Annotated in this window: 32 protein-coding genes; 24 read left to right on the top strand and 8 right to left on the bottom strand. The window is 41.6% G+C overall.

Annotation, left to right across the window (positions count from 1 at the left end; genetic code table 11):
* The first annotated feature begins 20 nt into the window (after positions 1–20).
* From H7U02_RS09350 to H7U02_RS09340, 3 genes are read left to right on the top strand one after another with little or no spacing between them, the layout of a single operon-like run.
* Positions 21–1,094 (top strand): thiamine pyrophosphate-dependent dehydrogenase E1 component subunit alpha, encoded by a 1,074-nt coding sequence (locus tag H7U02_RS09350; protein WP_049545232.1) that lies wholly within the window; start codon positions 21–23, stop codon positions 1,092–1,094.
* 16 nt (positions 1,095–1,110) lie between these two features.
* Positions 1,111–2,142 carry an alpha-ketoacid dehydrogenase subunit beta gene (locus H7U02_RS09345; protein ID WP_002890539.1) on the top strand — a complete coding sequence of 344 codons (1,032 nt, stop codon included), beginning with the start codon at positions 1,111–1,113 and terminating at the stop codon, positions 2,140–2,142.
* Positions 2,143–2,152: 10 nt separating this feature from the next.
* Entirely contained in the window at positions 2,153–3,382 is a 1,230-nt protein-coding gene (locus H7U02_RS09340; RefSeq protein ID WP_201043237.1) for a dihydrolipoamide acetyltransferase family protein, read from the top strand.
* 181 nt (positions 3,383–3,563) lie between these two features.
* Here the strand turns inward: H7U02_RS09340 and H7U02_RS09335 are convergent, their stop codons facing one another.
* Complete coding sequence (locus tag H7U02_RS09335) at positions 3,564–4,157, bottom strand: class I SAM-dependent methyltransferase (RefSeq protein WP_201043236.1); 594 nt, start codon at positions 4,155–4,157, stop codon at positions 3,564–3,566.
* 155 nt (positions 4,158–4,312) lie between these two features.
* Between H7U02_RS09335 and H7U02_RS09330 the strand changes: the two genes are divergently transcribed.
* The 3 genes from H7U02_RS09330 (at position 4,313) to H7U02_RS09320 (ending at position 6,168) form a co-directional block, all read left to right on the top strand.
* The gene (locus tag H7U02_RS09330; RefSeq protein WP_201041585.1) at positions 4,313–4,900 is read left to right on the top strand and encodes a TetR/AcrR family transcriptional regulator; all 588 of its coding nucleotides are present in this window, start codon (positions 4,313–4,315) and stop codon (positions 4,898–4,900) included.
* Between the two features lie 110 nt (positions 4,901–5,010).
* Positions 5,011–5,322, top strand: coding sequence for a hypothetical protein (locus H7U02_RS09325; RefSeq protein ID WP_037600327.1), 312 nt, complete (start codon positions 5,011–5,013; stop codon positions 5,320–5,322).
* Between the two features lie 96 nt (positions 5,323–5,418).
* On the top strand, positions 5,419–6,168 hold the full coding sequence (locus H7U02_RS09320; RefSeq protein ID WP_201043235.1) for a type II CAAX prenyl endopeptidase Rce1 family protein: 750 nt from the start codon (positions 5,419–5,421) through the stop codon (positions 6,166–6,168).
* A 257-nt stretch (positions 6,169–6,425) separates the two neighbouring features.
* Here H7U02_RS09320 and H7U02_RS09315 read toward each other — a convergent pair whose 3' ends face one another.
* Both H7U02_RS09315 and H7U02_RS09310 read right to left on the bottom strand, forming a co-directional pair.
* Complete coding sequence (locus tag H7U02_RS09315; protein ID WP_201043234.1) at positions 6,426–6,623, bottom strand: bacteriocin immunity protein; 198 nt, start codon at positions 6,621–6,623, stop codon at positions 6,426–6,428.
* 98 nt (positions 6,624–6,721) lie between these two features.
* Complete coding sequence (locus tag H7U02_RS09310; RefSeq protein ID WP_201043233.1) at positions 6,722–7,141, bottom strand: SP_0198 family lipoprotein; 420 nt, start codon at positions 7,139–7,141, stop codon at positions 6,722–6,724.
* Between the two features lie 175 nt (positions 7,142–7,316).
* On the opposite strand from H7U02_RS09310, the gene H7U02_RS09305 reads away from it, so the two are divergent.
* From H7U02_RS09305 to H7U02_RS09270, 8 genes are all read left to right on the top strand, one after another.
* Positions 7,317–7,709 carry a YbgA family protein gene (locus H7U02_RS09305; protein WP_060972385.1) on the top strand — a complete coding sequence of 131 codons (393 nt, stop codon included), beginning with the start codon at positions 7,317–7,319 and terminating at the stop codon, positions 7,707–7,709.
* Entirely contained in the window at positions 7,706–8,068 is a 363-nt protein-coding gene (locus H7U02_RS09300) for a TIGR02328 family protein (RefSeq protein ID WP_037603926.1), read from the top strand. Before H7U02_RS09305 ends, H7U02_RS09300 begins: the two co-directional genes overlap by 4 nt.
* Positions 8,069–8,080: 12 nt before the next feature.
* Positions 8,081–8,458 (top strand): hypothetical protein, encoded by a 378-nt coding sequence (locus H7U02_RS09295; RefSeq protein ID WP_183137125.1) that lies wholly within the window; start codon positions 8,081–8,083, stop codon positions 8,456–8,458.
* Between the two features lie 4 nt (positions 8,459–8,462).
* Positions 8,463–8,825: a hypothetical protein gene (locus H7U02_RS09290; protein WP_183137126.1), complete on the top strand. Its 363-nt coding sequence runs from the start codon at positions 8,463–8,465 to the stop codon at positions 8,823–8,825.
* Positions 8,826–8,928: 103 nt separating this feature from the next.
* Positions 8,929–9,540, top strand: a complete 612-nt coding sequence (locus H7U02_RS09285) for a CPBP family intramembrane glutamic endopeptidase (RefSeq protein ID WP_014634191.1) — start codon at positions 8,929–8,931, stop codon at positions 9,538–9,540.
* A gap of 26 nt (positions 9,541–9,566) precedes the next feature.
* Positions 9,567–10,208, top strand: a complete 642-nt coding sequence (locus H7U02_RS09280) for a GDSL-type esterase/lipase family protein (protein ID WP_183137127.1) — start codon at positions 9,567–9,569, stop codon at positions 10,206–10,208.
* 95 nt (positions 10,209–10,303) lie between these two features.
* Positions 10,304–10,918: a hypothetical protein gene (locus tag H7U02_RS09275; protein ID WP_022495941.1), complete on the top strand. Its 615-nt coding sequence runs from the start codon at positions 10,304–10,306 to the stop codon at positions 10,916–10,918.
* A gap of 248 nt (positions 10,919–11,166) precedes the next feature.
* On the top strand, positions 11,167–12,828 hold the full coding sequence (locus tag H7U02_RS09270) for a SulP family inorganic anion transporter (protein ID WP_201043232.1): 1,662 nt from the start codon (positions 11,167–11,169) through the stop codon (positions 12,826–12,828).
* A gap of 52 nt (positions 12,829–12,880) precedes the next feature.
* On the opposite strand, the gene H7U02_RS09265 is transcribed toward H7U02_RS09270, so the two are convergent.
* Genes H7U02_RS09265 through H7U02_RS11525 form a run of 3 tightly spaced genes read right to left on the bottom strand, consistent with a single transcriptional unit; the run spans position 12,881 to position 14,735 of the window.
* On the bottom strand, positions 12,881–13,696 hold the full coding sequence (locus H7U02_RS09265) for a TIGR03943 family putative permease subunit (protein ID WP_037620388.1): 816 nt from the start codon (positions 13,694–13,696) through the stop codon (positions 12,881–12,883).
* Positions 13,696–14,598: a permease gene (locus tag H7U02_RS09260; RefSeq protein ID WP_201043230.1), complete on the bottom strand. Its 903-nt coding sequence runs from the start codon at positions 14,596–14,598 to the stop codon at positions 13,696–13,698. Before H7U02_RS09260 ends, H7U02_RS09265 begins: the two co-directional genes overlap by 1 nt.
* A 5-nt stretch (positions 14,599–14,603) precedes the next feature.
* Entirely contained in the window at positions 14,604–14,735 is a 132-nt protein-coding gene (locus tag H7U02_RS11525; protein WP_002885949.1) for an SPJ_0845 family protein, read from the bottom strand.
* A 280-nt stretch (positions 14,736–15,015) separates the two neighbouring features.
* Between H7U02_RS11525 and H7U02_RS09255 the strand changes: the two genes are divergently transcribed.
* The 7 genes from H7U02_RS09255 to H7U02_RS09225 all read left to right on the top strand — a co-directional run bounded on the left by H7U02_RS09255 (position 15,016) and on the right by H7U02_RS09225 (position 20,727).
* Positions 15,016–17,148, top strand: coding sequence for a Tex family protein (locus H7U02_RS09255; RefSeq protein ID WP_201043228.1), 2,133 nt, complete (start codon positions 15,016–15,018; stop codon positions 17,146–17,148).
* Positions 17,135–17,575 (top strand): SprT family protein, encoded by a 441-nt coding sequence (locus H7U02_RS09250; RefSeq protein WP_002890560.1) that lies wholly within the window; start codon positions 17,135–17,137, stop codon positions 17,573–17,575. Before H7U02_RS09255 ends, H7U02_RS09250 begins: the two co-directional genes overlap by 14 nt.
* A gap of 65 nt (positions 17,576–17,640) precedes the next feature.
* Complete coding sequence (locus H7U02_RS09245) at positions 17,641–17,904, top strand: PspC domain-containing protein (RefSeq protein WP_002885986.1); 264 nt, start codon at positions 17,641–17,643, stop codon at positions 17,902–17,904.
* Positions 17,905–18,030: 126 nt separating this feature from the next.
* A complete protein-coding gene (hprK, locus tag H7U02_RS09240) occupies positions 18,031–18,960 on the top strand; it encodes an HPr(Ser) kinase/phosphatase (RefSeq protein WP_155198148.1) in 930 nt (309 codons plus the stop codon).
* Positions 18,960–19,751, top strand: a complete 792-nt coding sequence (gene lgt, locus H7U02_RS09235; RefSeq protein WP_155198149.1) for a prolipoprotein diacylglyceryl transferase — start codon at positions 18,960–18,962, stop codon at positions 19,749–19,751. The genes hprK and lgt overlap by 1 nt, the downstream gene beginning before the upstream one ends.
* Positions 19,752–19,875: 124 nt before the next feature.
* Positions 19,876–20,274, top strand: a complete 399-nt coding sequence (locus H7U02_RS09230) for a DUF948 domain-containing protein (protein ID WP_179968731.1) — start codon at positions 19,876–19,878, stop codon at positions 20,272–20,274.
* Positions 20,275–20,286: 12 nt separating this feature from the next.
* Positions 20,287–20,727, top strand: a complete 441-nt coding sequence (locus tag H7U02_RS09225; RefSeq protein ID WP_179968732.1) for a YtxH domain-containing protein — start codon at positions 20,287–20,289, stop codon at positions 20,725–20,727.
* Positions 20,728–20,783: 56 nt separating this feature from the next.
* Here H7U02_RS09225 and H7U02_RS09220 read toward each other — a convergent pair whose 3' ends face one another.
* On the bottom strand, positions 20,784–21,080 hold the full coding sequence (locus H7U02_RS09220) for a DUF3270 domain-containing protein (protein ID WP_179968733.1): 297 nt from the start codon (positions 21,078–21,080) through the stop codon (positions 20,784–20,786).
* Positions 21,081–21,328: 248 nt separating this feature from the next.
* Here H7U02_RS09220 and H7U02_RS09215 point away from each other — a divergent pair, with 248 nt between their 5' ends.
* The 3 genes from H7U02_RS09215 (at position 21,329) to H7U02_RS09205 (ending at position 23,957) form a co-directional block, all read left to right on the top strand.
* Positions 21,329–22,258 carry a peptidase U32 family protein gene (locus tag H7U02_RS09215; RefSeq protein ID WP_070839865.1) on the top strand — a complete coding sequence of 310 codons (930 nt, stop codon included), beginning with the start codon at positions 21,329–21,331 and terminating at the stop codon, positions 22,256–22,258.
* A gap of 95 nt (positions 22,259–22,353) precedes the next feature.
* A complete protein-coding gene (locus H7U02_RS09210; RefSeq protein ID WP_004182776.1) occupies positions 22,354–23,640 on the top strand; it encodes a peptidase U32 family protein in 1,287 nt (428 codons plus the stop codon).
* Positions 23,640–23,957 carry a CHY zinc finger protein gene (locus tag H7U02_RS09205; RefSeq protein ID WP_118171917.1) on the top strand — a complete coding sequence of 106 codons (318 nt, stop codon included), beginning with the start codon at positions 23,640–23,642 and terminating at the stop codon, positions 23,955–23,957. Before H7U02_RS09210 ends, H7U02_RS09205 begins: the two co-directional genes overlap by 1 nt.
* Before the next feature lie 47 nt (positions 23,958–24,004).
* Here the strand turns inward: H7U02_RS09205 and H7U02_RS09200 are convergent, their stop codons facing one another.
* Positions 24,005–24,544: a biotin transporter BioY gene (locus H7U02_RS09200; RefSeq protein WP_037600379.1), complete on the bottom strand. Its 540-nt coding sequence runs from the start codon at positions 24,542–24,544 to the stop codon at positions 24,005–24,007.
* Positions 24,545–24,630 lie beyond the last annotated feature (86 nt).

The raw sequence follows: 24,630 nt of genomic DNA, 5'->3' as shown, positions 1-24,630 counted from the left end.
CTATAGAAGGAGGAAACAATATGACACATTATCAAGAATTGCCACAAGCCCTAATGAAAGAAAAACATCAGGGACAAACCTTAACCAAGGAAGAAGTTAAGGTTCAAACTGCCCATGATCTTGGTGTGGAAAATGTTTCAAAAGAAGAGGCTAAATCCATGTATAAAACTATGTGGGATATTCGAAATTTTGAAGAAAATGCACGACATTTCTTTTCAATCGGTCAAATTCCAGGATTTGTTCACCTTTACTCAGGTGAGGAAGCTATTGCGACTGGGGTATGTGCTAACTTGACTGATAAAGACTACATTACTAGCACACATCGAGGACATGGACACTGTGTGGCTAAAGGTGGAGACCTTAAAAAAATGATGGCTGAAATCTTTGGTAAGTCTACTGGGCTTGGTAAAGGTAAGGGTGGCTCTATGCATATCGCTGACTTGGATAAAGGAATCCTTGGTGCTAATGGTATGGTAGGCGGAGGCTTTGGTCTTGCGACTGGGGCTGCTATGCGCAACAAATATCTAAAGACTGATGATGTTGCTGTATGTTTCTTTGGTGATGGTGCTGCCAATGAAGGTAATTTTCATGAGTGCTTAAACATGGCCTCTATTTGGAATCTACCTGTGGTATTTGTAAATGAAAACAACCTTTTTGCAGAATCAACACCACAATGGTATTCATCAGGTTCTCCAACAATTGCTGAACGTGCACAAGCTTACAATATGCCTGGAGTTCGCGTTAATGGTAAGGACTTATTTGCTGTTTATCAAGTGGCTAAAGAGGCCGTTGAACGTGCGCGTCGTGGAGATGGTCCAACGTTAATTGAAGCTATTACTTATCGTAACCATGGCCATTTCGAAGGAGATGAGCAAAAATACAAAGCACCAGATGGAATCGAAAAAGAATGGGCAGATGTGGATGCCTTGGAAGTATTTCGTGACCTGGTAACTGAAAAGGGTATCCTTAGCCAAGATGAATTGGATGAGATTGTTGCCCAATCACAAAAAGATGTTGAAGATGCAATCCACTTTGCTCAAGAGAGCCCAATTCCAAAAGAAGAAGCTCTCTACGAAGACGTATTTGCAGACTGATTGAGGAGGATTCATAATGACTAGAGAAACATTATTTATGAAAGCCATCAATGAAGGGCTCGATCAAGCCATGGAAAGAGACGAGCGAGTTGTTCTCCTAGGAGAGGATATCTCAGGTGGTGTTAATGTTGAACACTTAGAAAATAATAACGAGGATGCCTGGGGCGGTGTCATGGGTATCACACGAGGATTGATGCCAAAATATGGCAGGGAACGTGTTATTGATACTCCGATTTCTGAGCACGGCTATTTATCAGCTTCGGTGGGGATGGCGCTTACGGGACTAAGACCTGTACCAGAGTTAATGTTTAATGATTTTATTGGATTCTGTTTTGATGCCCTATTAGGACAGGCTTCTAAGATGCGTTACATGTTTGGCGGTAAAGCTAAAGTTCCCATGGTTGTTCGTACTATGCACGGGGCAGGAGCTTCAGCTGCTGCGCAACACTCTGGATCCTATTACGGTTTATTTGGATCGATTCCTGGTATTAAGGTGGTCGTTCCTGCTACCCCTTATGATGCCAAAGGATTACTCCTAGCATCAATAGAGGATGATAATGTAGTTATCTTTTCTGAAGACAAGACTTTATATGGCTTAAAAGGGGAAGTGCCAGAAGAATACTATACTGTACCAATTGGTAAGGCTGCCGTTCGTAGAGAAGGTAAGGATTTAACAATTGTGACAATTGGGAAGATGTTGTATGTAGCTTATGAGGTCGCCGACCGCTTGGCAAAAGACAACATTTCTGTAGAAGTGATTGATCTTCGTACAGTTGCTCCATGGGATGAAGAAACAGTGTTAAATTCCGTGAAGAAAACTGGTCGTTTAATTATTGTGGATGAGGCCAATCCACATAACAATACTGCAACTGATATTGCATCTGTAGTTTCAGATAAAGCTTTTGATTATCTTGATGGACCAGTGAAATGTGTTTGTGCTCCAAATACTCCTGTTCCATTTGCGACAAACTTAGAACAAGCCTATATCCCTGATGCGGATAAGGTTTTGAAAGTAGCTGATGAATTGATTCAGGACTTGAAAGGATAGGAGGGCGCTTATGGCAACAGAAATTTTAATGCCCAAGCTCGGCCTAACCATGACTGAAGGACTCATTCAAAAGTGGTTGGTCCAAGTTGGTGATACAGTAACAAGTGGTCAGCCTTTATTGGAAATTAGTTCTGAAAAATTAACTAGTGAAGTCGAATCCCCTGCTTCTGGGGTTGTTCTAGACATTGTGCATGATGAAGGTGCTACAGTTAAATGTAAGGAAGTCGTTGGATGGGTTGGTCAGGAAGGAGAAAATGTAGGAACCCAAGAAGCTCCTGCACAAGAGGAAGCTCCAACTGAAGTCGCTAAAGATTCAACACCGTCTAGTCCTAAATCTACTACAGAACCTATAGCTCGTACTGGTGGGGAACGAATTTTCATTACACCGGTGGCTCGTAAGATGGCTGCTGAGAAAGGCTATGATATCTCCCTTATTAAAGGGACAGGTGGGAATGGTCGTATTACAAGACGTGATGTAGAAGCTTACCAACCAAGTCTTGTTGTTGATAAGGTCGTTGAACCTCTACCACAAGCTATGACCTCAGGCCAATACGGTGAGGGACTCCAAGGCATGCGTAAGATTATTGCCGAACGTATGATGAATAGTCTTCATTCTTCTGCTCAAGTGACACTCCATCGTAAGGCTGATTTGACTGAGCTTTTGAAATTCCGTAAAGAACTTAAGGCCAAGGTACATACTCCACTTGAAAATGGTGAACTAGGTATCACAACTCTATTAACTAAAGCAGTAACCAAAGCTTTGAGAGATTTTCCAGCTTTGAATGCTTGGTATGGTGGCGGAATTCATCAGATTCACGAACGCATTCATATTGGTATGGCAACAGCTTTGGATGATGGCTTGGTTGTCCCTGTGATTCGAGACGCAGACCGTATGACTTTAGCAGATCTTGGTCAAAGCATTAAGACTCTGGCTAATCAAGCTCGAAAAGGTACACTTCCATCTGACCTATATAGTGGTTCTACTTTCTCAATTACGAACCTAGGGGGGCCAGGTGTAGAATACTTCACACCAATCCTTAACTCCCCAGAGGTGGCAATTCTTGGAGCAGGAGCAACTCAACAAGCTTTGGCACTTAATGAGGAGGGAGAGGTTGTTCAAAAAGACTATCTTCCATTGAGTCTGAGCTTCGACCATCAAATCATCGATGGCCTTCCAGCAGCTGAATTTTTAGCACAAGTTATATCTTATCTGGAAGACCCGTATCTCCTTATTTTCTAACAGAATTATCCATTTGTAAGATGCAATTGTGGACGAATAGGACTTACTAGAGGTATAAAAGTAAAGTAATTGTTGATGTTCCGCAACCTAGTATGAAGAGAAGACTAAGTTAGTCTTCTCTTTTCGTGTTGCTAAGGGGAGAGCTTTTCTTAAGTCAAGTGGGAATTTGTCTATCAATTTCCTAATGTCTTTTAATAACAATGTACAAAACCCATTTGTGATTTTGCCTTTCTTCAATCTTTGAAAAGCCAATACTTGTTAATAACTGACTCAATTCAGAACTTGTTCCATAATCTGTCATATGATACTTAATTTTTTCTTTTTCGGAAGCAATAATCAGAGTGGAAGGATTGGACATGACTCGATAGATTTCCTGAAAGCTTTGTTTTAAATCTTTCCAGAAAATATGGGTCTGAATGGCAAAGACAAGATCAAAATAATGATTTTGGTAGGGGAGGTTTTCGACATTGCCAACCATCAGCTGGACACTATCATTTTCTATTGACTTTAAAAGCATCCGTTTAGCAGTTTGATAAGACTCCTTGGAAATATCAATGCCATGAATGTCAAGATTTTTATCTAAAGCAAGTAGGTTTTTGATAGTGCTACCACCGCCATAACCGACTTCTAAAATACGACTATTGTTAGGGATAGTGGTTTGTTTTATTGCCCAAAGGCTTAGTTCCTTAAAATAGGACGACCAGATGTTGGTAATCACTCGGCCAACAAGACCACTCGGATTTCTAGATTGCTTTATAAGATATTGAATGAGCATGTTCCCTCCCATTTTTGAAAATAAAGTTTGAAATATAGATGGTTTAAATTCAAACTTTATTATAGAGAAAGCTAGTAAGAATAGCAAGAAAAAATGAAATATACAGGTATATATTTCAAACTTATGCTACAATTGGTAATAACAGAGGTATTCACATGAATCAATATCAAAAGACGACTGAGAAAAAGAAGCAAGCAATTATTCAAGCAGCTTTGCGTTTGTTTAAAGACAAAGGTTTTAAGGAAACGAGTATAAAATCTATTGCAGAGGCAGCAGAAGTATCTCCTGTTTCTATCTACAATTATTTCGGGAGCAAAGATAACTTGGTAACTCTCTGTGTTAATGACTTGTTTGAAGAAATAACCCAGCAAGCCGAGGATATTTTAAAAAGTAATCTAGCTTTTAATACAAAATTAGACCAGGCTTTAGACCTATGTCAGGAGAAAATGAGTCAGCAAATCTCGGACTATTTTCAAGATAAAATGGTGGAAGATTCCGTTTTCTCAACTCTCCTAACGAAAGCAATCACTGCAAAAAAACGTGACATCTATCGTGCTTATATTCATCTCGGAAAAGCAGAGGGCCTTATTGCTGAAGACCTATCGACAGAGCTTATCTTAAATGTCATGGATGCTCTTAATGGTATGGGAAATCAATTAGCCCATAGTGACAATTTAGAGACAGAGGTTGAGCAAATTCATCAGATCTTTTTGTACGGTATTTTAGGAAAAAAGAAATCATGATTTTCCTAATTCTATTATTGTTCACAGCTAGCAACATCCCATCCCAATCAGTTGTATATTCTCATGCATGGGTGTAAAATTTACTATATAAAGATAAAGAGGAGCAAGTTATGGAATTAAAAGATTTTACAGAACAAGAACAAAAGCAAATCGAAAAAGGTTTGAGCACAGCTGAGATTTCTGATAAGGAAGCTGCTAAGAAGTTGCTCGCTCTCGTACCGCAAGAATGGATTAAACGTATTCCTTTCTTTGTCAGAGGGCATGCGACGACTAAGACAGTCGAGCGTGTAGCCAAGCAATATCCTGAACTTTATGCAGTGGCTAAGCGCCAAGGGGACCTTCCTGAAAAAGAGAGAGAAGAGCTCCGTAAAATCATGACAGACATCTTTGAAGAAAAAATGAACAAACACAAGATTAAATAAGATTTTTAAAGACAATGTGTTTATTTCTACAATTACGAATCAAGCTTCCATAAAAAAGAGATACTGTCAATTTTACCATCCCGTTACGGAGAAAAAATGAGCAAATTTATTTCAAAACAATCAGTCGCTATCTGGTATGCACTTTCTGCCCTCTTTTCTACATATATAGTAGGGCAAGTTATCCTATGGTGTTTCCCAGACAGGAGTAGTCTGGGTGCCTCACTACTGTTTATCCTAATGAACTGTGTTCCCCTGATTATGGCGGCTGTCTTTTCTCTTGTGTTGAGTGAAGTCAAATCCTTGGGTGAATTCTTCAAAAAGGTCTTTCTTCAAAAAGAAAGTCCCCTGTCCTGGATTCTAGCTCTCTTCATTCCAGTCATCTACTATGGAATCTCATTCTTTCTCAGGAATGTTAGCTTTACTGGGAACACCTTCTTGGCCTTCTTACTATATTTTCCCTGGACCTTTTTATATGGGGGGCTGGAAGAAGTAGGTTGGCGTTGGTTTTTACAAGAACATCTTTACTTTAGTAAGCACTTTATAACTAAAATGATGGCTCTTTCCATTGTCTGGTTCCTCTGGCATATCCCTATCTATCAACTCCCTTGGATTACAGCAGGTTCCTCCAACTATCTCATTTTTTACCTGATGATTTTAGGAAATACTTTTCTATTTGGAGCTCTCAAAGAGTATTCGAAAGGAGCTGCTCCTTGTATCCTTGCCCATATGCTGATTGATAGTCTGGCTGCCCTTATGCTGGTTCAGAGCTCTCTTACCCAGATTATCCTTCTGGTTATTTGCGAAATCCTACTAGCCTCTTGGCTGGTGGCGGTACGAAAATCATAGAATTAGAGTTGAACCTCCCACTGAATTTCAGTGGAAGCTTTTCATTCCTATCAGTTGATATAATGACACAGTTTCATTTTTAGGAGATGACTCGTTTGGCCAAGGATACATTTCATCATCAAAAGGTTGAAAAAGAATGCCAAGAGTTGAGTAAAATCATGACAGGCATCTTTGAAGAAAAAATGAATAAACACAAGATTAAGTAATGTTGTATCAAAAGAGGTATAAGTTTACAAACTTATACCTCTTTCATATCTTTACTTCTTACTTGATTTGGATAGGGTGATGGCAACCATTGTCGAACACAGGAAAAAGGCTGATAGTAAACCTTTTGTAGTCGTGGTCATAAAGGGTTTATCAAAGACATAATAGTTATAGGCAGAAAATCCCAGTCCAATAAGAGTTACAATAATCGATATAACAAATAGCGTCACCCATAATCTTCTTTGAGTCATCGTCAACCTCCTGTTTGTATTCGTTTTCTTTCTACCTATAGTATAACATAAAAAACCTTAGCTAAATTCCAGAGAGTGGTTTGGCTAAGGTTTTCATATTATTTCGTCAAGACAACCGTATCATTTGGATCGTGGTCATCATCTTCAATAGTCAGCTGATTACCGTCGAGTTTGTAGAATTTGGTATCATCACCAATCGTTATACTTTGATTGTCAGGGTTAACTGTTACAGACATGCTTTCCTTCTCGCCATCTGCTTCGTCCTCTTCCCAAGTTCCAGTATTTCCAGAGATGGTAAGAGTAATACGATTATTTTCATCAGTTCCTTTATAGGTGCCATCTAGCCCTTCAGTCTGTTTAGAAACTTCAGAACTTTGTGAAGATGAAACCTTACTTGAACTTTGTTGGGTGCTAGCAGAGCTTTCAGGTGTTTGAGCTTTCTGGTTTGAGCAGGCTGCTAAAAGACCAAGAACTGCCATAGAGGCAAGAGAAAGTGTGAGTTTTTTGGACAATGTCATAGGCTTTGTCTCCTTTCTTTGATACCTTAAGTATAGCAAACGCTTACAAGCAAACCAAGCAAAAGCCCTTTTCTGAAAATAGTTGGAAATCACTCTTCAAATTCTCAAAGGCATAATCTATTATCCCCATTTAAACTATGCTATACTGATAAAAAGCAATCAAGGAAGGTTCCTAATGACAACTACCAATCCACGTCGCCAGTGCGAGCGACTTTGGGCAGCCAATAAGTACCTGGTGCTCAGCCATTCAAACAAGATTTACTTAGAAATCCGTAACTATCTCAAGAATGATGAGGTTAGTTTGGATCAGGTTCAGGCCTACATTGATCAAGCCCTGGACCTTCCTGAAAATCCTGGTCAGGTCGTCAATGCTTTCCAACATATCTGGGGGTATTTTAAGAAAAAAGCAACCACTAGTGAGAAGGAAAAGTTTATGGCTCAGTTAGATAGCTATGCAGCAGGCCAAATTCCTCAGCATGGTTTAGTGGAATCTGTCAAAGAGCTCCTCAGCAAGTATCCTAATCGCTATCTGGAGGAGTCAACCTTAATTAATGGGGGTTCAAAATGAGACTGTGGCATCAAGACTTGATTGCAAAACTACCCCGTCAGCAATTATTAGGACAACACCGAGAATGTTGTGCCCTTCGTGGCAAGGGATGGCAACGCAAGCATGCTACGGTTAACTATGTTTTTGACTATTCTCCATACCGCCTGTTTAAATACCATGAGCTTATTATGCAAGAAATGACGAAACGTGGCTATCGTGTCAGCCCTGAGTGGTTAGACAAGGAGTATCGAGGCAAGCAGATGCCAGCCTACGACAAGCTTGAAGCGGAGACATTACCAGCCATCATTTATCCTGAGCATGATACCGCCTATTTACAGGAATGTCTGGACAATCTCAAGCAAAAAGGAATCATCATCTAAAGGAGGAAAACGATGCATTTATTTAAGTGGCTAGCACCTAAAAAGAAAGTAGAAGAAGGCCTTGTCATGCGTATATCGACAGCGGATCAGGTGGACTATGCGACGATTACAGCCCCAAGTGACAGTGATATCTGGGATGCCTTGGTGCAACTCCCAGCATCCTACGATAGTCTCTATCTTACCTATGGCGATAAAAAGTCAACGAGCTTTATCTTCGTTGAATACGAGGATGATCAGTATCGTTTGGAACACGACACACCTGAGCTAGGACTAGACTTGACCAATGTCGCGCGTGTATCCCAACAAGTTGCCAGAGACATCCTTATTCGCTTTTCTAAAGAGCACACAGTGATTTTGGATGACCATTGGAAGCAAGAGAAAGTAAGGTAGTCCTATGGCACACCTTACCCCAGAAACTAGACCAAAACTGCGAAAAGCCTTGTGCTTAATTATCGAAATCATTTGTCTGGTTCATTTTGCAATCATTGTCCCTCGTGATCGGGTGTTTACGTCTGAAAAATGGGCTCAAACACCAGCTCCCATGCGACACAAACTCATGTGGAGTTTTCACCGTCAGTATCAGCTTGAGGGTATGACGAGAGAAGAAGTGGAGAAACTCTTGGGCAAGGGTGACGACCTTCAAGGAAGTGTTGAGTACAAGCTGAAGGACGATTGGATTGGTGGCTGGCGTGTTTACCATATTGACTATGAGCAAAAACGTGTGATTCGTGCCAAAGAAACCTGGCAAGATTGGTGAGAATGAGCTTTCTCTTCCTCTAAAAGTAGTATAATCAAGGTGTAAAGGTAATCGTTTTCAAAAGAACGAAGCTGTCTTTTGATTAGAAATGGAGGACAAACTTATGACCCTATTTATGTCTAAACTTATGAGCGGTATTATGGAACTGCTCATAGTCTCTGTCATTCCTTTTATCACTTGGTTAATTTGGAGCAGGAAAAAGGTCGGTTTCTTTGACTGGATTGGGTTGAAGAAAGTTCAAACCCAGCAGAAGAGGCGATTACTACTGACCATTTTGGGTATTAGTCTACTTTTTCTTCTTTTTTCGATTGTGGTCTTTAGTTGGTTTGACTCTAGCCAAACGGCCACAGCAGATTTTTCTGGAAATGGAATTGGAGCTCTTCCTGCTATTCTAGCCTATGCTATCTTAGGGACTGCCTTGCCAGAAGAAATCTTCTTTAGAGGTTTTCTATTAAAAAGGATGCAAGGAAAACTAGGATTTCTAGGAGCAAATCTGGTTCAGTCTCTCTTATTTGGTCTCATCCATGCACTTATGTTTATGCAACTAACTGGTTACCTTAAGGCTTTTGCCATTTTGGTCTTTATCAGTCTCATAGCTTACGTTTTTGGTGCTATCAATGAGAAAAAAGCAAGTGGGTCCATTCTTCCAAGTGTCTTTATCCACGCCTTGGCCAATACGGTTGTAGGGTTGCTCTTTGCCTTCTCCCTCATTTAGATAAAATTATATAGAAGAAAGTTATCATGGATGAATTAAAAGATATCAAACTTAAAAACTATCAGTACCTAAATGAGGTCGCTATCAAGGGAGAGACGCTCTTCACGGGCTCCTCTCTCATGGAGCTTTTTCCCATTTGTGAAATCGCTAGGAGTAGAAGTATCGACGACATCATCTACAATCGAGGTATCAGCGGTTTGAATACGGATGAATTTCTCCAGCATATCCATCCTCTACTTTTGGATTTGCAACCGAGTAAGGTTTTCATCAATATCGGTACCAATGACATGACCGAGGAGCCTTATGGAAATCAGTGGTTCCAACATCTGACAGCAAATATTAGTCAAATTCTGGAGCAAACACAAGCTATATTGCCAAATACCAAGATTTACCTGATGGCTTTTTATCCAGCCAATCTTCATCTGCCTTGGCAGACCAAGGCTTCAATTCAGTGGATGAAACTGCGGACACCTGAAAATCTTGACCGTTGCAACCAGGCTCTTGAGGAAATCGCCAAAACCTATGGCTGCCACTTCATTAATTGTAATGCTGATTTGGTCAATGATAGGAAAGAGCAGAAGGCTGAGCACACCTATGACGGCGTCCACCTTTATGCCAATGCTTACTTAAAAGTCTTTGAAGTTCTGGAGCCATATCTCCTGCATTAAGAAAATATGAGAGAATTTCCAGTTCTTACTCGCTTTTTTCCCTTGATTACAGTACAATAGACGTCAAAAGTGAAAAATTGAAATGAGGTATCCCTATGTGGAAATGGTTTAAACGACTCATTGTCCTCGTCATTGTGCTCTTTTTTGCAGTGGCGGCTCTACTTATTCCGGACAAGATCGACAGTCAGGACCAATTAAAAAATGTATCAACACAAACATCCCTTGCTGATTTAGCCCAGGCTGGTATTGGTGGGGCGTCCCTTTCATCAGGCGGGGTTTCAACTGAGATTAATCTTGACAGTAATCAGTTTCGTCAAATCCTAAAAGCAAGCATGGCTGATTCTAATGACGAGACCTTGCAAAACAGTAGCGTAGAGTTGAATGATTCCTATCTAACAGCTAAGGTTCCCGTATCTCTTGGGCCTATCGGATCAACATTTAGCCTTGATTTTACGGTCAGCACTAACAAGGAAGTCATCCTACTAGATTTGGCAGGTGCCCACCTGGGTCGCCTTCCAGTTCCAAAATCACTGGTTCTGCCTTACCTCAAGAAGAGTATTGCCCAGTCAAGCAGTGGTGTTCGCATGGTTAACAATCAGATTCAGCTCAAGCTTCCTGAAATCGGCTACGAAATTGAGCAAGCCACTGTAACCAACAGCAAGATGAAGGTCAAGCTTAACATTCCGATTTCCTTACCAACCAGTTGGTAATGTAAGAGAAATCTATCAAGCCATGAAAAGTCAAAACAAGTCCATAGTCTGGACTTTTTTTTTTGATGCCTTCATTTCTAAACTAAGAAAGTTGAAAAATTCTTGAAATAATACGTTTACATCTCCCAATCCCCTAGAAAATGGGGACTTCCTGTGCTATCATAAGACTGTAAAAATGATAAGCGTCTGACACTCATTGAAAAAAGAGTTAAGTCAAAGAGTTTTAGGATAGTAGTTAGGAGGAAAAAATGGACGCTTTAAAATATATCACACCAAAATTTTTCACAACCATCAGGAATTATTCTAAGGGGCAGTTCATCAAGGACCTGATTGCAGGAGTTATCGTGGCTATTATTGCCCTGCCCTTGTCGATTGCCCTTGCCATTGCCTCTGGTGTCAATCCCGAACAAGGTCTTTACACAGCAGTAGTTGCAGGCTTTTTTATTTCTTTTTTGGGAGGTAGTCGGGTTCAGATTGGTGGACCGACTGCAGCATTCGTTGTTATCATCTATGGCATCATTGCCCAGTATGGTATGGCTGGTTTGACCCTTGCCACGCTCATGGCGGGACTCATGCTTATTATCATGGGACTCCTGCGTTTTGGTGACCTGATCAAGTTCATTCCCAAAACCATCACACTTGGTTTTACCTTGGGGATAGCTGTTGGGATTGTGGCTGGACAGGTTAAAGATTTTCTGGGCCTTGAGATGAAGTCCGTGCCAGCTGAGTTCTTAGAAAAACTTCTAGCTTATGGGAAGCATCTTTCAAGTATTAGCTGGCTGACACTTGCAATTGGTATCTTGGCCCTAGTCATTCAAATCTTTTGGCCACGCCTTTCTCAGAAAATTCCGGGGTCTTTGGTTGCAATTATTGTGACCACAGCCATCGTAGCTTTTGGTCATCTCCCAGTCAAAACCATTGGTGATCTTTACACCATCAAAGCAGGACTTCCAAGTTTCACAGTTCCTGACCTATCATTTTCTTTGATTCGTCAAATGATGTCGCCAGCCTTCACCATTGCCATACTAGCAGCCATTGAATCCCTACTTTCTTGCGTTGTTTCAGACGGGATGATTGGTGGTAATCATCGCTCTAATGCTGAATTGATTGGCCAAGGTGTTGGGAATATCATGTCATCCCTCTTTGGCGGGATTCCTGCAACGGGTGCCATCGCCCGTACCGCAGCCAATGTTAAAAATGGAGGACGGACACCAGTAGCGGGGATGGTTCATGCTCTTACCTTGCTTCTGATTTTACTCTTTCTCATGCCTTATGCCTCATTGATTCCTATGACCTGTTTGGCCTCAATCCTAATGATTGTCGGTTATAACATGAGCGGTTGGCGTACTGTCGTTCGTATGATTCAACGTGCTCCTAAGAGTGACGTAGCAGTCCTTATCGTAACCTTTATCTTAACCGTTTTCTTTGACTTAGTGATTGCCATTGAATTTGGTATGGTCCTAGCAGCCTTCCTCTTCCTCAAACGCATGTCAGACGTGGCTCAAATCCGTCAGTGGGTGGACAAGGAAAATCTGGACGATCCAGTTTTGTCCGAGGACAGCGACTTGAAACAAGTCCCTAAAAATGCAGTCGTCTATGAAGTTTTTGGTGCCCTCTTCTTTGGTGCAGCCAATAATTTCTTGAATGTGATCAATGACGACGGTAAGAATGTCCTTATCCTACGCATGCGCAATGTTCCAGCCATGGATATCTCTGGTCTGGATGCTCTTGAGGAAACGCTTGCTATCTGCGAAAAACGTGGAATGACCTTGCTTCTTTCTCACGTTAACGCCCAACCCTACCGAGTTCTCGAAAAATCAGGCTTCATCCAGACTATTGGTCCAGATAATATCTGTGAGTCGACGGACCAAGCCCTTGAAAAAGCAGTAGCCCTAGCAAAAGAAGCCTAGACAAATCCATTTTGCACAAGAAGAAAAAGCCAGTTCAACTGAACTTGGCTTTTTAAAATACGCGATAAACATAGGGATTGTCAGGCTGACCGACCTCTTTGACCTCAGTCAAATTGAGAATAGGCAGGCTCTGTTTGAGATTTTGATAATAATCCACAGTGATGGTACCAGTGACTTTCACCCAGGTATTGTCCTTAAAGGTTTGGTCACTTCCTGTCGTCGCCAGTCCGTAAACACCTGAATCGGCGATACAGTGGATAATACCGAAACGGAAGATGAACTGATAACCCTTGGTTTGTGGGTCATTGTAGACAAAACCGGTATAGGTGACCTTCTTGCCCACAAAATCGTTAGGATAGAGGTAGATGAGCTCCATGACTTCCATGTAATTTTCCGTGGTAATCTGGATGGTTTCACTTCCCTTATACTTGGCGAGCTCTCTGGTCATTTCCTTCTCATAAGCTGAAGAGGTGAAGTAGGAGCTGGTGTCTGGCTTCAAGTACTGAATAGTCGTTCCCTCTTGGTCGGCCTGATTAGGATCGCTCCCTGCCGCCAGTGGAAAATGATAGCCCTTAGCTGACACGGTATTGGCATCCAAGGTTACTGTTGGCACCAAGAGCCCCGTGAGGACTGGAAAGGCCAAGAGAACGATGCTGGCTACCTTGGCTACTCGACCTGACAAATGCGAGTGAACCTTCATCTGTTTCATCCAAACAATGAGTTGAACCACAGCGAGGATAAAGGAAAGCACCATGGAAATGTAGGCCAGGTAGGAGTAGTGGATATTAATGTACTGGTTGAGCTTGCCAGAAACTTGCAAGTACATGACCAGCTCAAAATACCCAGATAAGATGAGAAAACGTAACATTAAATCACCCCCAATACCAGACAGTAAATGATTGTCACCAGACTTGCGGTTCCTACGAAGAGACCAACAAAGCGTGTCTTAAACTGGTGTTTCATCATAATCAAGTTCTTGATATCAACCATAGGACCAATGATAAGGAAGGCCACCGTTGGTGCCACTCCGAAACTAGAGAGCAGCGAAGCCCCGATAAAGGCGTCGGCTTCTGAACAAAGGGAGAGGATGAAGGCCAGGAGCATCATAATCAGGATGGCTGTCACTGAATTATGACCGATTGTCGTGAGGATACGGGTCGGTAGGTAGGTCTGCATCCCTGCGGCCACCAGGCTCCCGAAAATCAGGTAACGCCCAGTGTCGAAAAATTCATCTACCGCATGAACCAAGGCTTGAAAAACTTTCTTACCAGCTGACAAACCACTATAGTCGTGCACATGACTGACCTTACGATTATCCTTGAGAATCTGGTCATCCACCACAAAGCCCAGCAAGATTCCCAAAATTATGGCAATCAAGAAAGCCCCGAGGAAACGTAAAATTACGTAGTACCAAGAGTTCCCAAAGGCCGTATAGGTCGCAAAGAGAACGACTGGATTAATGATAGGAGCTGTTGCCATGAAAGGAATAGCCGTGTAGCTAGGCACTTTTTTCTCTAAAAAGCGCGTGATAATGGGAACAATCCCACACTCACAAGAAGGGAAAATAAAACCAATTAGAGTTCCAAAGAGAATAGCCAGGACCTTGTTTTTCGGCAGGAAGTTTTGGACCTTTTCAGGAGTCACGAAGATTTCGATAAAGCCAGACAAGATGCTTCCTAGTAAAACGAAGGGCAGGGCTTCGATAATAATAGATAGAAAAACTGCCAGAAGCTGCAAAACGCTATCTGGTAGTTGATGAAAAATAGCCATAACTATTATTTCTTCTTATCTTCTTGAAGACGTTTGTCCTTCTTAGGATCAGTTCCCGCCTTCTCAAAATCAGGGATAGCCGCAAAAGATGCCATCATGCTTTCAAGTTCATTTGTTTTTTTCTGAATAACCGCCATAAAAAGCCTCCGAGTTTAAATAAGATACTAAGGGCGTCATTTCTAAGAGAAAATTAGGGCATCAGACGAAGAAGCTCTGCTTCTAGGAAGATGCATCTATTTTCCGAAAGAAATAGCCCGAGTTCAGTTGCAAAAAGATACTAAGGGCATCATTTCTGTTAGAAATAGCCCCTAACAATAGGTTTACCTTTCTATTATACTACCTCTTGCTCAAAAATTCTCGCTTCAGCTACAAGGTTTTCTGCCCAAGCAAATCTCCTATCGTGGTATAATAGAACTTATGGAAAATCGTAATCTAGAGACATTGGCTCAGGAATTGGGCCTAAAAAAACAACAAGTTGAAACAGTTTTGGAATTGACCGCAGAAGGCAATACCATTCCTTTCATTGCCCGTTACCGTAAGGAAAAAACAGGCAATCTGGATGAAACGCAAATCAAGGCTATCATTGATATGGACAAGTCCTTGACCACTCTTCAAGACCGCAAGGAAACGGTTTTGGCTAAGATCGAGGCACAGGGCAAATTGACTGACCACCTCAAGGCAGCCATTGAAGCTGCTGAAAAGTTGGCAGACGTGGAAGAACTCTACCTCCCCTATAAGGAAAAACGCCGCACTAAAGCGACTATTGCTCGTGAAGCAGGTCTTTTCCCCTTGGCTCGTCTTATCTTGCAAAATAGTCCCAACCTCAAGGCTGAAGCTGAAAAGCTGACATCTGAAGTCTTTCCAACAGCTGATAAGGCTCTTGCGGGTGCTGTGGATATTTTGGTTGAGGCCTTTTCTGAGGACAATAGCTTGCGCTCTTGGACCTACAACGAAATCTGGAACAACAGTGACATCACTTCAACCCTCAAGGATCAATCGCTGGATGAAAAAGAAACTTTCAAGATTTACTATGATTTTGAGGATAAGGTGTCTAAACTTCAAGGTTACCGTACGTTAGCCCTTAACCGTGGTGAGAAACTAGGCGTTATTAAGGTAAGTTTTAAGCACAATCTTGAGAAAATGCACCGTTTCTACAGTGCTCGTTTCAAACAAAAAAATGACTATATCGAGGAAGTTATCAATCAATCTCTCAAGAAGAAAATCATTCCAGCTATGGAGCGTCGTATCCGAAGTGAATTGACTGAAGCAGCAGAAGATGGTGCTATTCAACTTTTCTCTCAAAATCTTCGAAGCCTCCTTCTAGTATCGCCACTTAAAGGCAAGATGGTACTTGGTTTTGACCCAGCCTTTCGTACAGGGGCTAAGTTGGCCGTGGTTGACCAAACTGGTAAGCTCATTACAACGCAAGTTATATATCCAGTAGCTCCAGCAAGTCAGGCTAAAATCGCACAGGCTAAAAAAGACTTGGCTGACCTCATCAAAAAGTATGCCATTGAGATTATTGCGATCGGTAATGGAACAGCAAGCCGTGAAAGTGAAGCTTTTGTGGCAGAAGTCCTCAAGGATTTCCCAGAAACTTCTTATGTCATTGTCAATGAAAGTGGTGCCTCTGTCTACTCTGCATCAGAGTTGGCTCGCCATGAGTTTCCAGATTTGACGGTCGAAAAACGCTCTGCCATTTCTATTGCCCGTCGTCTCCAAGACCCATTGGCCGAGTTGGTTAAGATTGACCCTAAATCAATCGGAGTAGGCCAATACCAGCACGATGTTAGCCAGAAGAAACTGTCTGAAAATCTTGATTTCGTCGTTGATACCGTGGTTAACCAAGTCGGTGTCAATGTCAATACGGCAAGTAGTACCCTCTTGTCACATGTGTCAGGACTCAACAAGACCATCTCTGAAAATATCGTCGCCTACCGTGAGGAAAATGGTGAGATTGCATCACGTGCTGAAATCAAAAAAGTTCCACGTCTCGGTGCCAAAGCCTTCGAACAAGCAGCTGGTTTCCTCCGTATCCCAAATGCCAAGAATATCTTGGATAATACAGGGGTCCACCCAGAGTCTTACCCAGCGGTAAAAGACCTCTTCAAGCAGTTGGATATCACAGATTTGGACGACTCTGCCAAAGAGAAATTGAAGGCTCTTAATCTTAAAGAAACAGCAGAAGAGCTAGGGCTTGGTCAGGAAACCCTTAAAGATATCATCGCTGACCTTTTGAAACCAGGTCGTGACCTCCGTGATGATTTTGAAGCACCAGTGCTTCGTCAGGATGTTCTTGAACTCAAAGACTTGTCAGTCGGACAAAAACTTGAAGGGACAGTCCGAAATGTTGTGGACTTTGGTGCCTTTGTGGATATCGGTGTCCATGAGGATGGACTTATCCATATCTCTGAGATGAGCAAGAGCTTCGTTAACCACCCAAGTCAGGTCGTTTCTGTTGGGGATTTGGTTACCGTGTGGGTATCAAAAGTTGATTTGGAGCATGAAAAACTTAACCTCTCCTTGGTGAATCCACGTGAATCTAACTGATTATGTTAAGACTGTTTCTATAGAAGATTTTGGCTGGGAATTTAAACATCAAGCCTTGTGGAACAAGCGTCTCCGGACCACTGGAGGGCGGTTCTTTCCCAAGGATGGACACTTAGATTTCAATCCAAAACTCTATGAGGAACATGGTCTTGAGACCTTTCGAAAAATCGTCCGCCACGAGCTTTGTCATTATCACCTTTATTTTCAAGGTAAGGGCTACAAGCATGTTGATAGAGATTTTAAGGACTTACTAGCCAAGGTTGAAGGCCTTAGATACGCTCCAAAGATGCAAGGTCAAAAGGAGAAGTACTACCTCTATCAGTGCCAATCTTGTGGTCATATCTACCGTCGCAAACGCCGTGTCAATACACAGAAGTTTGGATGCGGTCTGTGTCGAGGTAAGCTCATTTTTCTAAATCAGTCCTAGGGCTGATTTTTTTAATTTAAAAAAATCATATAATTAAATCAAAGAAATGATGGGAGAAGAAGACCATGTCAAATCGTTTTTATAAAACACGAAAAAATAGACTCGTCGCCGGTGTTGTTGCAGGTTTGGCAGATAAGTTTGGTTGGGACCTAGCTTTGGCTCGTATCTTGGCTATCATTCTCATGGTTTCAACACAGTTTGGAATCTTTCTATACTTGGTTTTAGCCTTTCTCCTTCCTTACAAAGAAGATATTTATCCCGAAATCAAACTCAAGGATGGACGTAAACGTAAAAACGCTGAACCTGTAGAAGACGAGTGGAATTGGTGAGTAAATTATAATAGAAAAGATCTATGATTGGCCTTAGTGCTAGTCATAGGTCTTTTTTGCTTTGAGAACCGCATTGAAAACCTTTTTATGATACAATGAAACTAGTAAATAATCGGAGGAAATAACATGACAGTAACTGTTAAAATGCTGGTTGATAGGCTTAAACTCAAGGTTGTCTATGGAAATAAGGAGCTTTTGGCAAAAGCGATAACAACAGCTGATATCTCTCGTCCTGGTTTAGAAATGACGGGGTATTTTGACTATTATTCACCTGAACGACTTCAGTTGGTTGGGATGAAGGAGTGGTCCTACCTTAAAACCATGACTGATTACAACCGTTATTCTGTTTTTGCGAATATGTTTAAAGCGGAAACTCCAGCTGTTATCGTGGCGCGTGGTCTTGAGATTCCGGAAGAGATGCTTCGAGCTGCTAAGGAAAATGGTGTAGCAGTTCTTCAAGGACGAAACGGCACATCGTCGCTTTCAGGTGACATGTCTTGGTATCTTAACTCGCAATTAGCTGAACGAACTAGTGTCCATGGTGTTTTGGTAGATATCTACGGGATGGGAGTTCTTATTCAAGGAGACTCTGGCATCGGTAAGAGTGAGACAGGGCTTGAGTTGGTGAAACGTGGTCACCGTCTTGTCGCTGACGACCGTGTGGATGTTTATGCTAAGGATGAGGAGACTCTCTGGGGTGAGCCCGCGGAAATCCTCCGCCATCTTCTTGAAATTCGTGGGGTTGGTATCATTGATGTCATGAGTCTCTACGGAGCTAGTGCTGTCCGTAATTCCTCTCAAGTTCAGTTGGCCATTTATCTTGAAAATTTTGAAGACGGTAAGATCTTTGATCGTCTTGGAAACGGAAACGAAGAAATAGAATTGCAAGGCGTTAAGATTCCACGTGTCCGTATTCCTGTTAAGACAGGACGTAACGTATCAGTTGTTATCGAGGCTGCAGCTATGAACTACCGTGCTAAGCAAATGGGATTTGATGCAACCAAAACCTTTGAGGAACGCTTGACCAACCTCATTAGTAAGAATGGTGAAGACTAATGTTAGCTACTATTGATCCTATTGCTCTAAGGATTGGCCCCATTAGTATTCATTGGTATGCCATCTGTATCGTATCTGGTCTTTTACTAGCCGTTTATCTGGCTCAGCGTTGGGCTCCCGAAAAGGGAATTGACCCTGAAAACATCCTAGATTTTATTCTTCTTGCCTTTCCTATAGCCATTGTTGGTGCAAGGCTCTACTATGTGATCTTCCAGTGGTCTTACTACAGTCAGAATCCTTCAGAAATTTTTGCGATTTGGAATGGCGGAATTGCCATTTATGGTGGCTTGATTGCTGGTGCAGCTGTCCTCTATTGGTTTTCGAAACGTCATGCCATTGCTGTCTTGGATTTTCTAGATATCGCGGCACCTGGCGTTATGATTGCTCAGAGTATCGGTCGCTGGGGAAACTTTGTTAACCAAGAGGCTTACGGAAGAGCAGTTAGTCATCTGAATTATGTCCCAGAATTTATTCGCCAGCAGATGTTCATTGATGGGAGTTATCGTGTACCGACCTTTCTTTATGAAAGTCTCTGGAACTTAGTCGGATTTATCACTATCCTAGGACTAAGACGCTTTAATAAGAAACTACGTCAAGGAGATGTGACCTCATTTTACCTTATCTGGTATGGTCTTGGACGTTTTGTCATTGAAGGCATGCGTACCGATAGCCTCATGTTTGCTGGCTTGCGTGTTTCTCAATGGGTCAGCATCGCCATTATCATCTTGGGTGCTATCTTACTATATTTGCGAAAGCAACGTCCAGAGGCAGATTATAAAATGAAAAACTAGTCATATAGCTCAGACTTTGTTATAATATAATGAAAGTTATCATAACAAAGGTCACTGGAAACTGGAGAGTTTACTTCAGTTTTCTTGTAGCGACCTTTTAAAAAGGTCAAAGGAGTTCTAAACTATGGCAGAAATTGCATTTCTTATTATCGCAATCGCACTTGCTGCGTTCCTCATTGCATTGATCCCTACCCTACTTCGTACACGTCATGTGGTCAAAGAAGTTGAAGAAACAGTTGCTGTGCTTCGTACAGACATTAATGTAACCCTTCATCAAACAAATGAAATCTTGGCTAAGGCAAACGTCTTGGTTGAAGATGTTAATGAAAAAGTTCAAACAATCGATCCTCTCTTTGTAGCAGTGGCTGAGCTTTCAGAAAGTGTTTCTGACTTGAATACTGAAGCTCGTTACCTCGGTGCTAAAGCAAGTGCAGCAGGAGCAAGTGTCGGTAAGGCGGGTTCAGCCTTTACTATCGGTAAAGTTGCTTCAAAACTATTTGGTAAAAAAGACAAGAAAAAATAAGGAGGTCTTTTCATGAGTAAATTTTTAAACATCCTAATCATTGGTGCAGCTTCTGGAGCTGCGGCAGCTTACTTCTTTACAACTGAAAAAGGTAAAGCTGTTAAATCACGTATCGATGAAGAAATCGCTTCATTCAAAGAAGATCCTAAAGCTTATCAAAATCAAGTAGTGGAAAAAGCTAGCGACTACAAAGATTTGGCAGTCGATACTTTCCAAGACTACAAAACAAAATTTGAAAATGGTGAAATCACTGCAGATGATTTGACAAAAACCGTTCAAGAAAAAACAGCTCAAGTTGCTGACTTTGCAAAAGAAAGCTTTGAACTTATCAAGGAGAAAACAGCTCAAGTAACTCCTGAACAAGCGGACGTTGAAGCAGAAACAAAAGCTATCGTTGATGATATCGTCATTGATATTAAAGATATCTCTGAAGAAGCAGCAGAAGTAAAATAATAAAGAAAGCACATGATGCTTTCTTTTTTTAGTACGAAAAAAACGTTGACCAGCAGTCAACGTTTTTGTTCTTTATAATATTCGATTAGGACATAAATGCCTATCTGACCAATGACGCTAATGGTAATAGCCCAGAAGAAGGCCCAGAAGGTAGCCACCTGTGCTACTAAGAAAAGGAAGGCAACTAGGACTGTTGAAACACAGAAGCTTGAGATACGTCCAAAGAAAATCATATCTTGTAGCTTAATACTATTACTATTTAGACCTTGATAATCTTGATAATTCGTCGTTTGAGGATGCTCAGTCTCGAAATCTTCAATGTGATCAAATTGACGGTGTAAGTTGTCAGCCATGTCTGCCTCCTTTCTATATAAAATACCTAAACATACCTAAACCACTTTTTCGTGTAGGTTAAAATACTTAGTCAGTATTTCACTATTTAGAATCTCATTAATAATACCATAAAAATTTTATATTGAAAAGTTTTTTTTGATTTTTGTGAAAATTATAGTATTAAAAAACTATTTTAAAATATTTAGATACTGATATTTGAACCTAAAAATTCTAAAAAAATCAAATCATTTGTGCTATAATGTGAGTTATGGAAAAAATAGTGATTACAGCGACTGCTGAGAGCTACGAGCAGGCACGTGAGCTCCTAGAACTTGGCGTAGATCGTATTTACATCGGCGAAAAAGCTTTTGGCCTTCGTTTGCCTAAGCCTTTTTCATTCGCAGAGATGCGAAAGATTGCAGAGCTGGTACATGAGTCTGGCAAGGAATTGACTGTTGCCGTTAACGCCCTCATGCACCAAGGTATGATGGATGCTCTTCCAGACTACCTTGATTTTCTTGAAGAAATCAAGGCAGATTACATCACGGTTGGTGATGCAGGGGTTTTCTACATCTGTAACCGTGACAAACGTCCCTTCAAAATGATTTATGATGCTTCAACCATGGTAACCTCTAGCCGTCAGATTAATTTCTGGGGCAAACAGGCTGGAGCTTCTGAAGCTGTTTTGGCTCGTGAAATTCCGTCTGCGGAACTCTTCATCATGGCTGAAAATCTTCAAATTCCAGCTGAGGTTTTGGTTTACGGTGCAAGTATCATTCACCATTCAAAACGACCACTTCTTCAAAACTACTACAACTTTATCAAAACGGATGAAGCTGTTACCAAAGAACGTGACCTCTTCCTTTCTGAGCCAGGAGATCCAGATTCTCACTACTCAGTTTACGAAGACTTGCATGGAACACATATCTTTGCCAACAATGACTTGGATATGATGACTAAACTTTCAGAACTCGTTGAACATGGTTTTGACCACTGGAAGTTAGATGGTGTTTATTGCCCAGGTGAAAACTTCGTAAAAATCACTGAGTATTTTGTGAAGGCTCGTGACCTCATCGAGGCTGGCGAATTTTCACAAGATCAAGCCTTCCTCTTTGATGAGGCTATTCATAAATTACACCCAGGCAACCGTGGTTTGGACACAGGTTTCTATGATTATGAACCTGACCGTGTAAAATAATAACCCTTCCTCCTTCGTTTGAGAGTTTTCCATTTTCAGGGAACGAAGGAGACTTCTAAAAACAAAAATCGACAATCTTGCAAATTGGAGAAATTATGACTACAACTAAAAAACGCCCAGAGGTTTTGGTACCTGCTGGGACTTTGGAAAAATTGAAAGTCGCTGTAAATTACGGCGCAGATGCTGTTTTCGTTGGTGGACAAGCCTATGGTTTGCGTAGCCGTGCCGGAAACTTTACCATGGATGAGCTTCGCGAAGGTATCGAATACGCTCACGCACGAGGTGTTGATGTGCACGTCGCTTCAAACATGGTTACCCATGAAGGAAATGAAAAAGGAGCTGGTGAGTGGTTCCGTGAATTGCGTGATATGGGACTCGATGCCGTTATCGTATCTGACCCAGCCTTGATTGAAATCTGTTCAACCTACGCTCCAGGACTTAATATCCACTTGTCAACGCAAGCATCTGCGACAAACGTTGAAACCTTCCATTTTTGGAAACAGTATGGCTTGACCCGTGTTGTTTTGGCACGTGAGGTTACTATGGAGGAATTGGCTGAAATCCGTAAACGTACGGACCTTGAAATTGAGGCCTTTGTCCATGGTGCTATGTGTATCTCATACTCAGGTCGCTGTACCCTTTCTAACCACATGTCAGACCGTGATGCCAACCGTGGTGGTTGCTCACAGTCATGCCGTTGGAAATATGATCTTTACGACATGCCATTCGGCCAAGAGCGAAAGAGTATCCACGGTGAAGTTCCTGAAGAATACTCAATGTCAGCCGTTGACATGTGTATGATTGAAAATATCCCAGACCTTATCGATAATGGTGTTGACAGCCTTAAAATCGAAGGTCGTATGAAATCTGTCCACTACGTATCAACAGTTGCCAACTGTTACAAGGCTGCCTGTGACGCTTACATGGAAAGTGCAGAAGCCTTTTATGCCATCAAAGATGATTTGATTAACGAACTCTGGAAAGTTGCCCAACGTGAATTGGCAACAGGTTTCTACTACAAGACACCAACAGAAAACGAGCAACTCTTTGGTGCCCGTCGTAAGATTCCACAATACAAATTCGTTGGTGAAGTAGTAGACTTTGATCCAGCCACTATGACAGCTACAATCCGTCAACGTAACGTTATTCTCGAAGGTGACCATGTTGAATTCTACGGACCAGGCTTCCGTCATTTTGAATGTGATATCAAAGACCTTCACGATGCTAATGGTAACAAGATTGACCGTGCACCAAACCCAATGGAACTTCTTACAATTACCGTGCCACAAGAAGTTAAACCTGGTGACATGATTCGTTCAACTAAAGAAGGTTTGATTAACCTCTACCAAAAAGATGGTTCAAGTAAAACTGTTCGTGCCTAATGACAAGACAAATCAATGGCCTCCTGGTAGATGACCAGAGTAGGTGCCAGCACTACCATTCCACACTAGATATTGTTGCCTTAAAATGCTTTGAGTGTCTGAAGTATTATGCCTGTTATCAGTGTCATGATAGCTTGGAGGAACATAGCTTTCGAGCTTATCCCTGTCAGTTGAAACAGGACAAGGTCCTTATTTGTGGCGTTTGTCGGCATGAGATGACTATTGAGGAATATCAAGAGGCAGTAGCCTGTCCCAATTGTCATAGTGCCTTCAACCCAGCTTGTTCAAAGCACTATGATATTTATTTTGAAAAATAAAAAGATTGAAGATTCTGTTCACACGAACAAAGTCTTCAATCTTTTTTTTAGTTAAAGTAGCTATGATTTTTAAGAGCCTTTAAAACTGGCTTAGTCACCAAAGCGACAATCAGACCTTTTAAAAGGTCTGGGATGATAAAGGGTGTCAAACCGACTGCTACAGCTGCAGACCATCCCATCTTTCCAAGAAAGTGCAGGCTAAGGATACCACCGACAAAGACAAGTGCATCTCCCAAAACAAAAGCCAAAAAGATCTTCCAGATAGGAGTCTTAGCATGAGCCAGTGCAGATGTGACAAGTGCAAAAAATGGGTAGGCAAGCAGATAGCCAGCTGAAGGACCAAAGAAGGCTTGGAGCCCACCGCCACCTCCTGCAAAAACCGGTAGACCAATAGCGCCTAGGATAAGGTAGAGGGTGGCAGCAAGAGTTGCCTCTCTTGGCTTAAGGATGGCAGCAACCAGTCCAACAGCAAAAGTCTGAAGCGTAATGGGAACTGCACCGATAGGAATAACAATTTGAGCCAGTGCGGCAATGATAGCAGCACCGAAGGCGGGAAGTATGAGTGACAATGTACGATTTTGCGTCATTTTTAGTTAACCTTTCATAAATTAATAGTTAACTTATTATAACAAGCACTTCTGAAATAGTCAACCTCATAATAAAACGAGGTTAA

Origin of the sequence: Streptococcus sp. 3.1 (assembly GCF_016648915.1) — a bacterium.
GTDB classification, from domain to species: domain Bacteria; phylum Bacillota; class Bacilli; order Lactobacillales; family Streptococcaceae; genus Streptococcus; species Streptococcus salivarius_E.
Note: the sequence above shows the minus strand (reverse complement) of the source record. Positions and strands in the feature narration are given on the sequence as shown.

What these genes read in the sequence shown, in the direction of transcription:
- H7U02_RS09350 (WP_049545232.1), top strand. Translation starts at nt 21, where the DNA reads ATGACACATTATCAAGAATTGCCACAAGCCCTAATGAAAGAAAAACAT.
- H7U02_RS09345 (WP_002890539.1), top strand. Translation starts at nt 1,111, where the DNA reads ATGACTAGAGAAACATTATTTATGAAAGCCATCAATGAAGGGCTCGAT.
- H7U02_RS09340 (WP_201043237.1), top strand. Translation starts at nt 2,153, where the DNA reads ATGGCAACAGAAATTTTAATGCCCAAGCTCGGCCTAACCATGACTGAA.
- H7U02_RS09335 (WP_201043236.1), bottom strand. Translation starts at nt 4,157, where the DNA reads ATGCTCATTCAATATCTTATAAAGCAATCTAGAAATCCGAGTGGTCTT.
- H7U02_RS09330 (WP_201041585.1), top strand. Translation starts at nt 4,313, where the DNA reads ATGAATCAATATCAAAAGACGACTGAGAAAAAGAAGCAAGCAATTATT.
- H7U02_RS09325 (WP_037600327.1), top strand. Translation starts at nt 5,011, where the DNA reads ATGGAATTAAAAGATTTTACAGAACAAGAACAAAAGCAAATCGAAAAA.
- H7U02_RS09320 (WP_201043235.1), top strand. Translation starts at nt 5,419, where the DNA reads ATGAGCAAATTTATTTCAAAACAATCAGTCGCTATCTGGTATGCACTT.
- H7U02_RS09315 (WP_201043234.1), bottom strand. Translation starts at nt 6,623, where the DNA reads ATGACTCAAAGAAGATTATGGGTGACGCTATTTGTTATATCGATTATT.
- H7U02_RS09310 (WP_201043233.1), bottom strand. Translation starts at nt 7,141, where the DNA reads ATGACATTGTCCAAAAAACTCACACTTTCTCTTGCCTCTATGGCAGTT.
- H7U02_RS09305 (WP_060972385.1), top strand. Translation starts at nt 7,317, where the DNA reads ATGACAACTACCAATCCACGTCGCCAGTGCGAGCGACTTTGGGCAGCC.
- H7U02_RS09300 (WP_037603926.1), top strand. Translation starts at nt 7,706, where the DNA reads ATGAGACTGTGGCATCAAGACTTGATTGCAAAACTACCCCGTCAGCAA.
- H7U02_RS09295 (WP_183137125.1), top strand. Translation starts at nt 8,081, where the DNA reads ATGCATTTATTTAAGTGGCTAGCACCTAAAAAGAAAGTAGAAGAAGGC.
- H7U02_RS09290 (WP_183137126.1), top strand. Translation starts at nt 8,463, where the DNA reads ATGGCACACCTTACCCCAGAAACTAGACCAAAACTGCGAAAAGCCTTG.
- H7U02_RS09285 (WP_014634191.1), top strand. Translation starts at nt 8,929, where the DNA reads ATGACCCTATTTATGTCTAAACTTATGAGCGGTATTATGGAACTGCTC.
- H7U02_RS09280 (WP_183137127.1), top strand. Translation starts at nt 9,567, where the DNA reads ATGGATGAATTAAAAGATATCAAACTTAAAAACTATCAGTACCTAAAT.
- H7U02_RS09275 (WP_022495941.1), top strand. Translation starts at nt 10,304, where the DNA reads ATGTGGAAATGGTTTAAACGACTCATTGTCCTCGTCATTGTGCTCTTT.
- H7U02_RS09270 (WP_201043232.1), top strand. Translation starts at nt 11,167, where the DNA reads ATGGACGCTTTAAAATATATCACACCAAAATTTTTCACAACCATCAGG.
- H7U02_RS09265 (WP_037620388.1), bottom strand. Translation starts at nt 13,696, where the DNA reads ATGTTACGTTTTCTCATCTTATCTGGGTATTTTGAGCTGGTCATGTAC.
- H7U02_RS09260 (WP_201043230.1), bottom strand. Translation starts at nt 14,598, where the DNA reads ATGGCTATTTTTCATCAACTACCAGATAGCGTTTTGCAGCTTCTGGCA.
- H7U02_RS11525 (WP_002885949.1), bottom strand. Translation starts at nt 14,735, where the DNA reads ATGGCGGTTATTCAGAAAAAAACAAATGAACTTGAAAGCATGATGGCA.
- H7U02_RS09255 (WP_201043228.1), top strand. Translation starts at nt 15,016, where the DNA reads ATGGAAAATCGTAATCTAGAGACATTGGCTCAGGAATTGGGCCTAAAA.
- H7U02_RS09245 (WP_002885986.1), top strand. Translation starts at nt 17,641, where the DNA reads ATGTCAAATCGTTTTTATAAAACACGAAAAAATAGACTCGTCGCCGGT.
- hprK (WP_155198148.1), top strand. Translation starts at nt 18,031, where the DNA reads ATGACAGTAACTGTTAAAATGCTGGTTGATAGGCTTAAACTCAAGGTT.
- lgt (WP_155198149.1), top strand. Translation starts at nt 18,960, where the DNA reads ATGTTAGCTACTATTGATCCTATTGCTCTAAGGATTGGCCCCATTAGT.
- H7U02_RS09230 (WP_179968731.1), top strand. Translation starts at nt 19,876, where the DNA reads ATGGCAGAAATTGCATTTCTTATTATCGCAATCGCACTTGCTGCGTTC.
- H7U02_RS09225 (WP_179968732.1), top strand. Translation starts at nt 20,287, where the DNA reads ATGAGTAAATTTTTAAACATCCTAATCATTGGTGCAGCTTCTGGAGCT.
- H7U02_RS09220 (WP_179968733.1), bottom strand. Translation starts at nt 21,080, where the DNA reads ATGGCTGACAACTTACACCGTCAATTTGATCACATTGAAGATTTCGAG.
- H7U02_RS09215 (WP_070839865.1), top strand. Translation starts at nt 21,329, where the DNA reads ATGGAAAAAATAGTGATTACAGCGACTGCTGAGAGCTACGAGCAGGCA.
- H7U02_RS09210 (WP_004182776.1), top strand. Translation starts at nt 22,354, where the DNA reads ATGACTACAACTAAAAAACGCCCAGAGGTTTTGGTACCTGCTGGGACT.
- H7U02_RS09205 (WP_118171917.1), top strand. Translation starts at nt 23,640, where the DNA reads ATGACAAGACAAATCAATGGCCTCCTGGTAGATGACCAGAGTAGGTGC.
- H7U02_RS09200 (WP_037600379.1), bottom strand. Translation starts at nt 24,544, where the DNA reads ATGACGCAAAATCGTACATTGTCACTCATACTTCCCGCCTTCGGTGCT.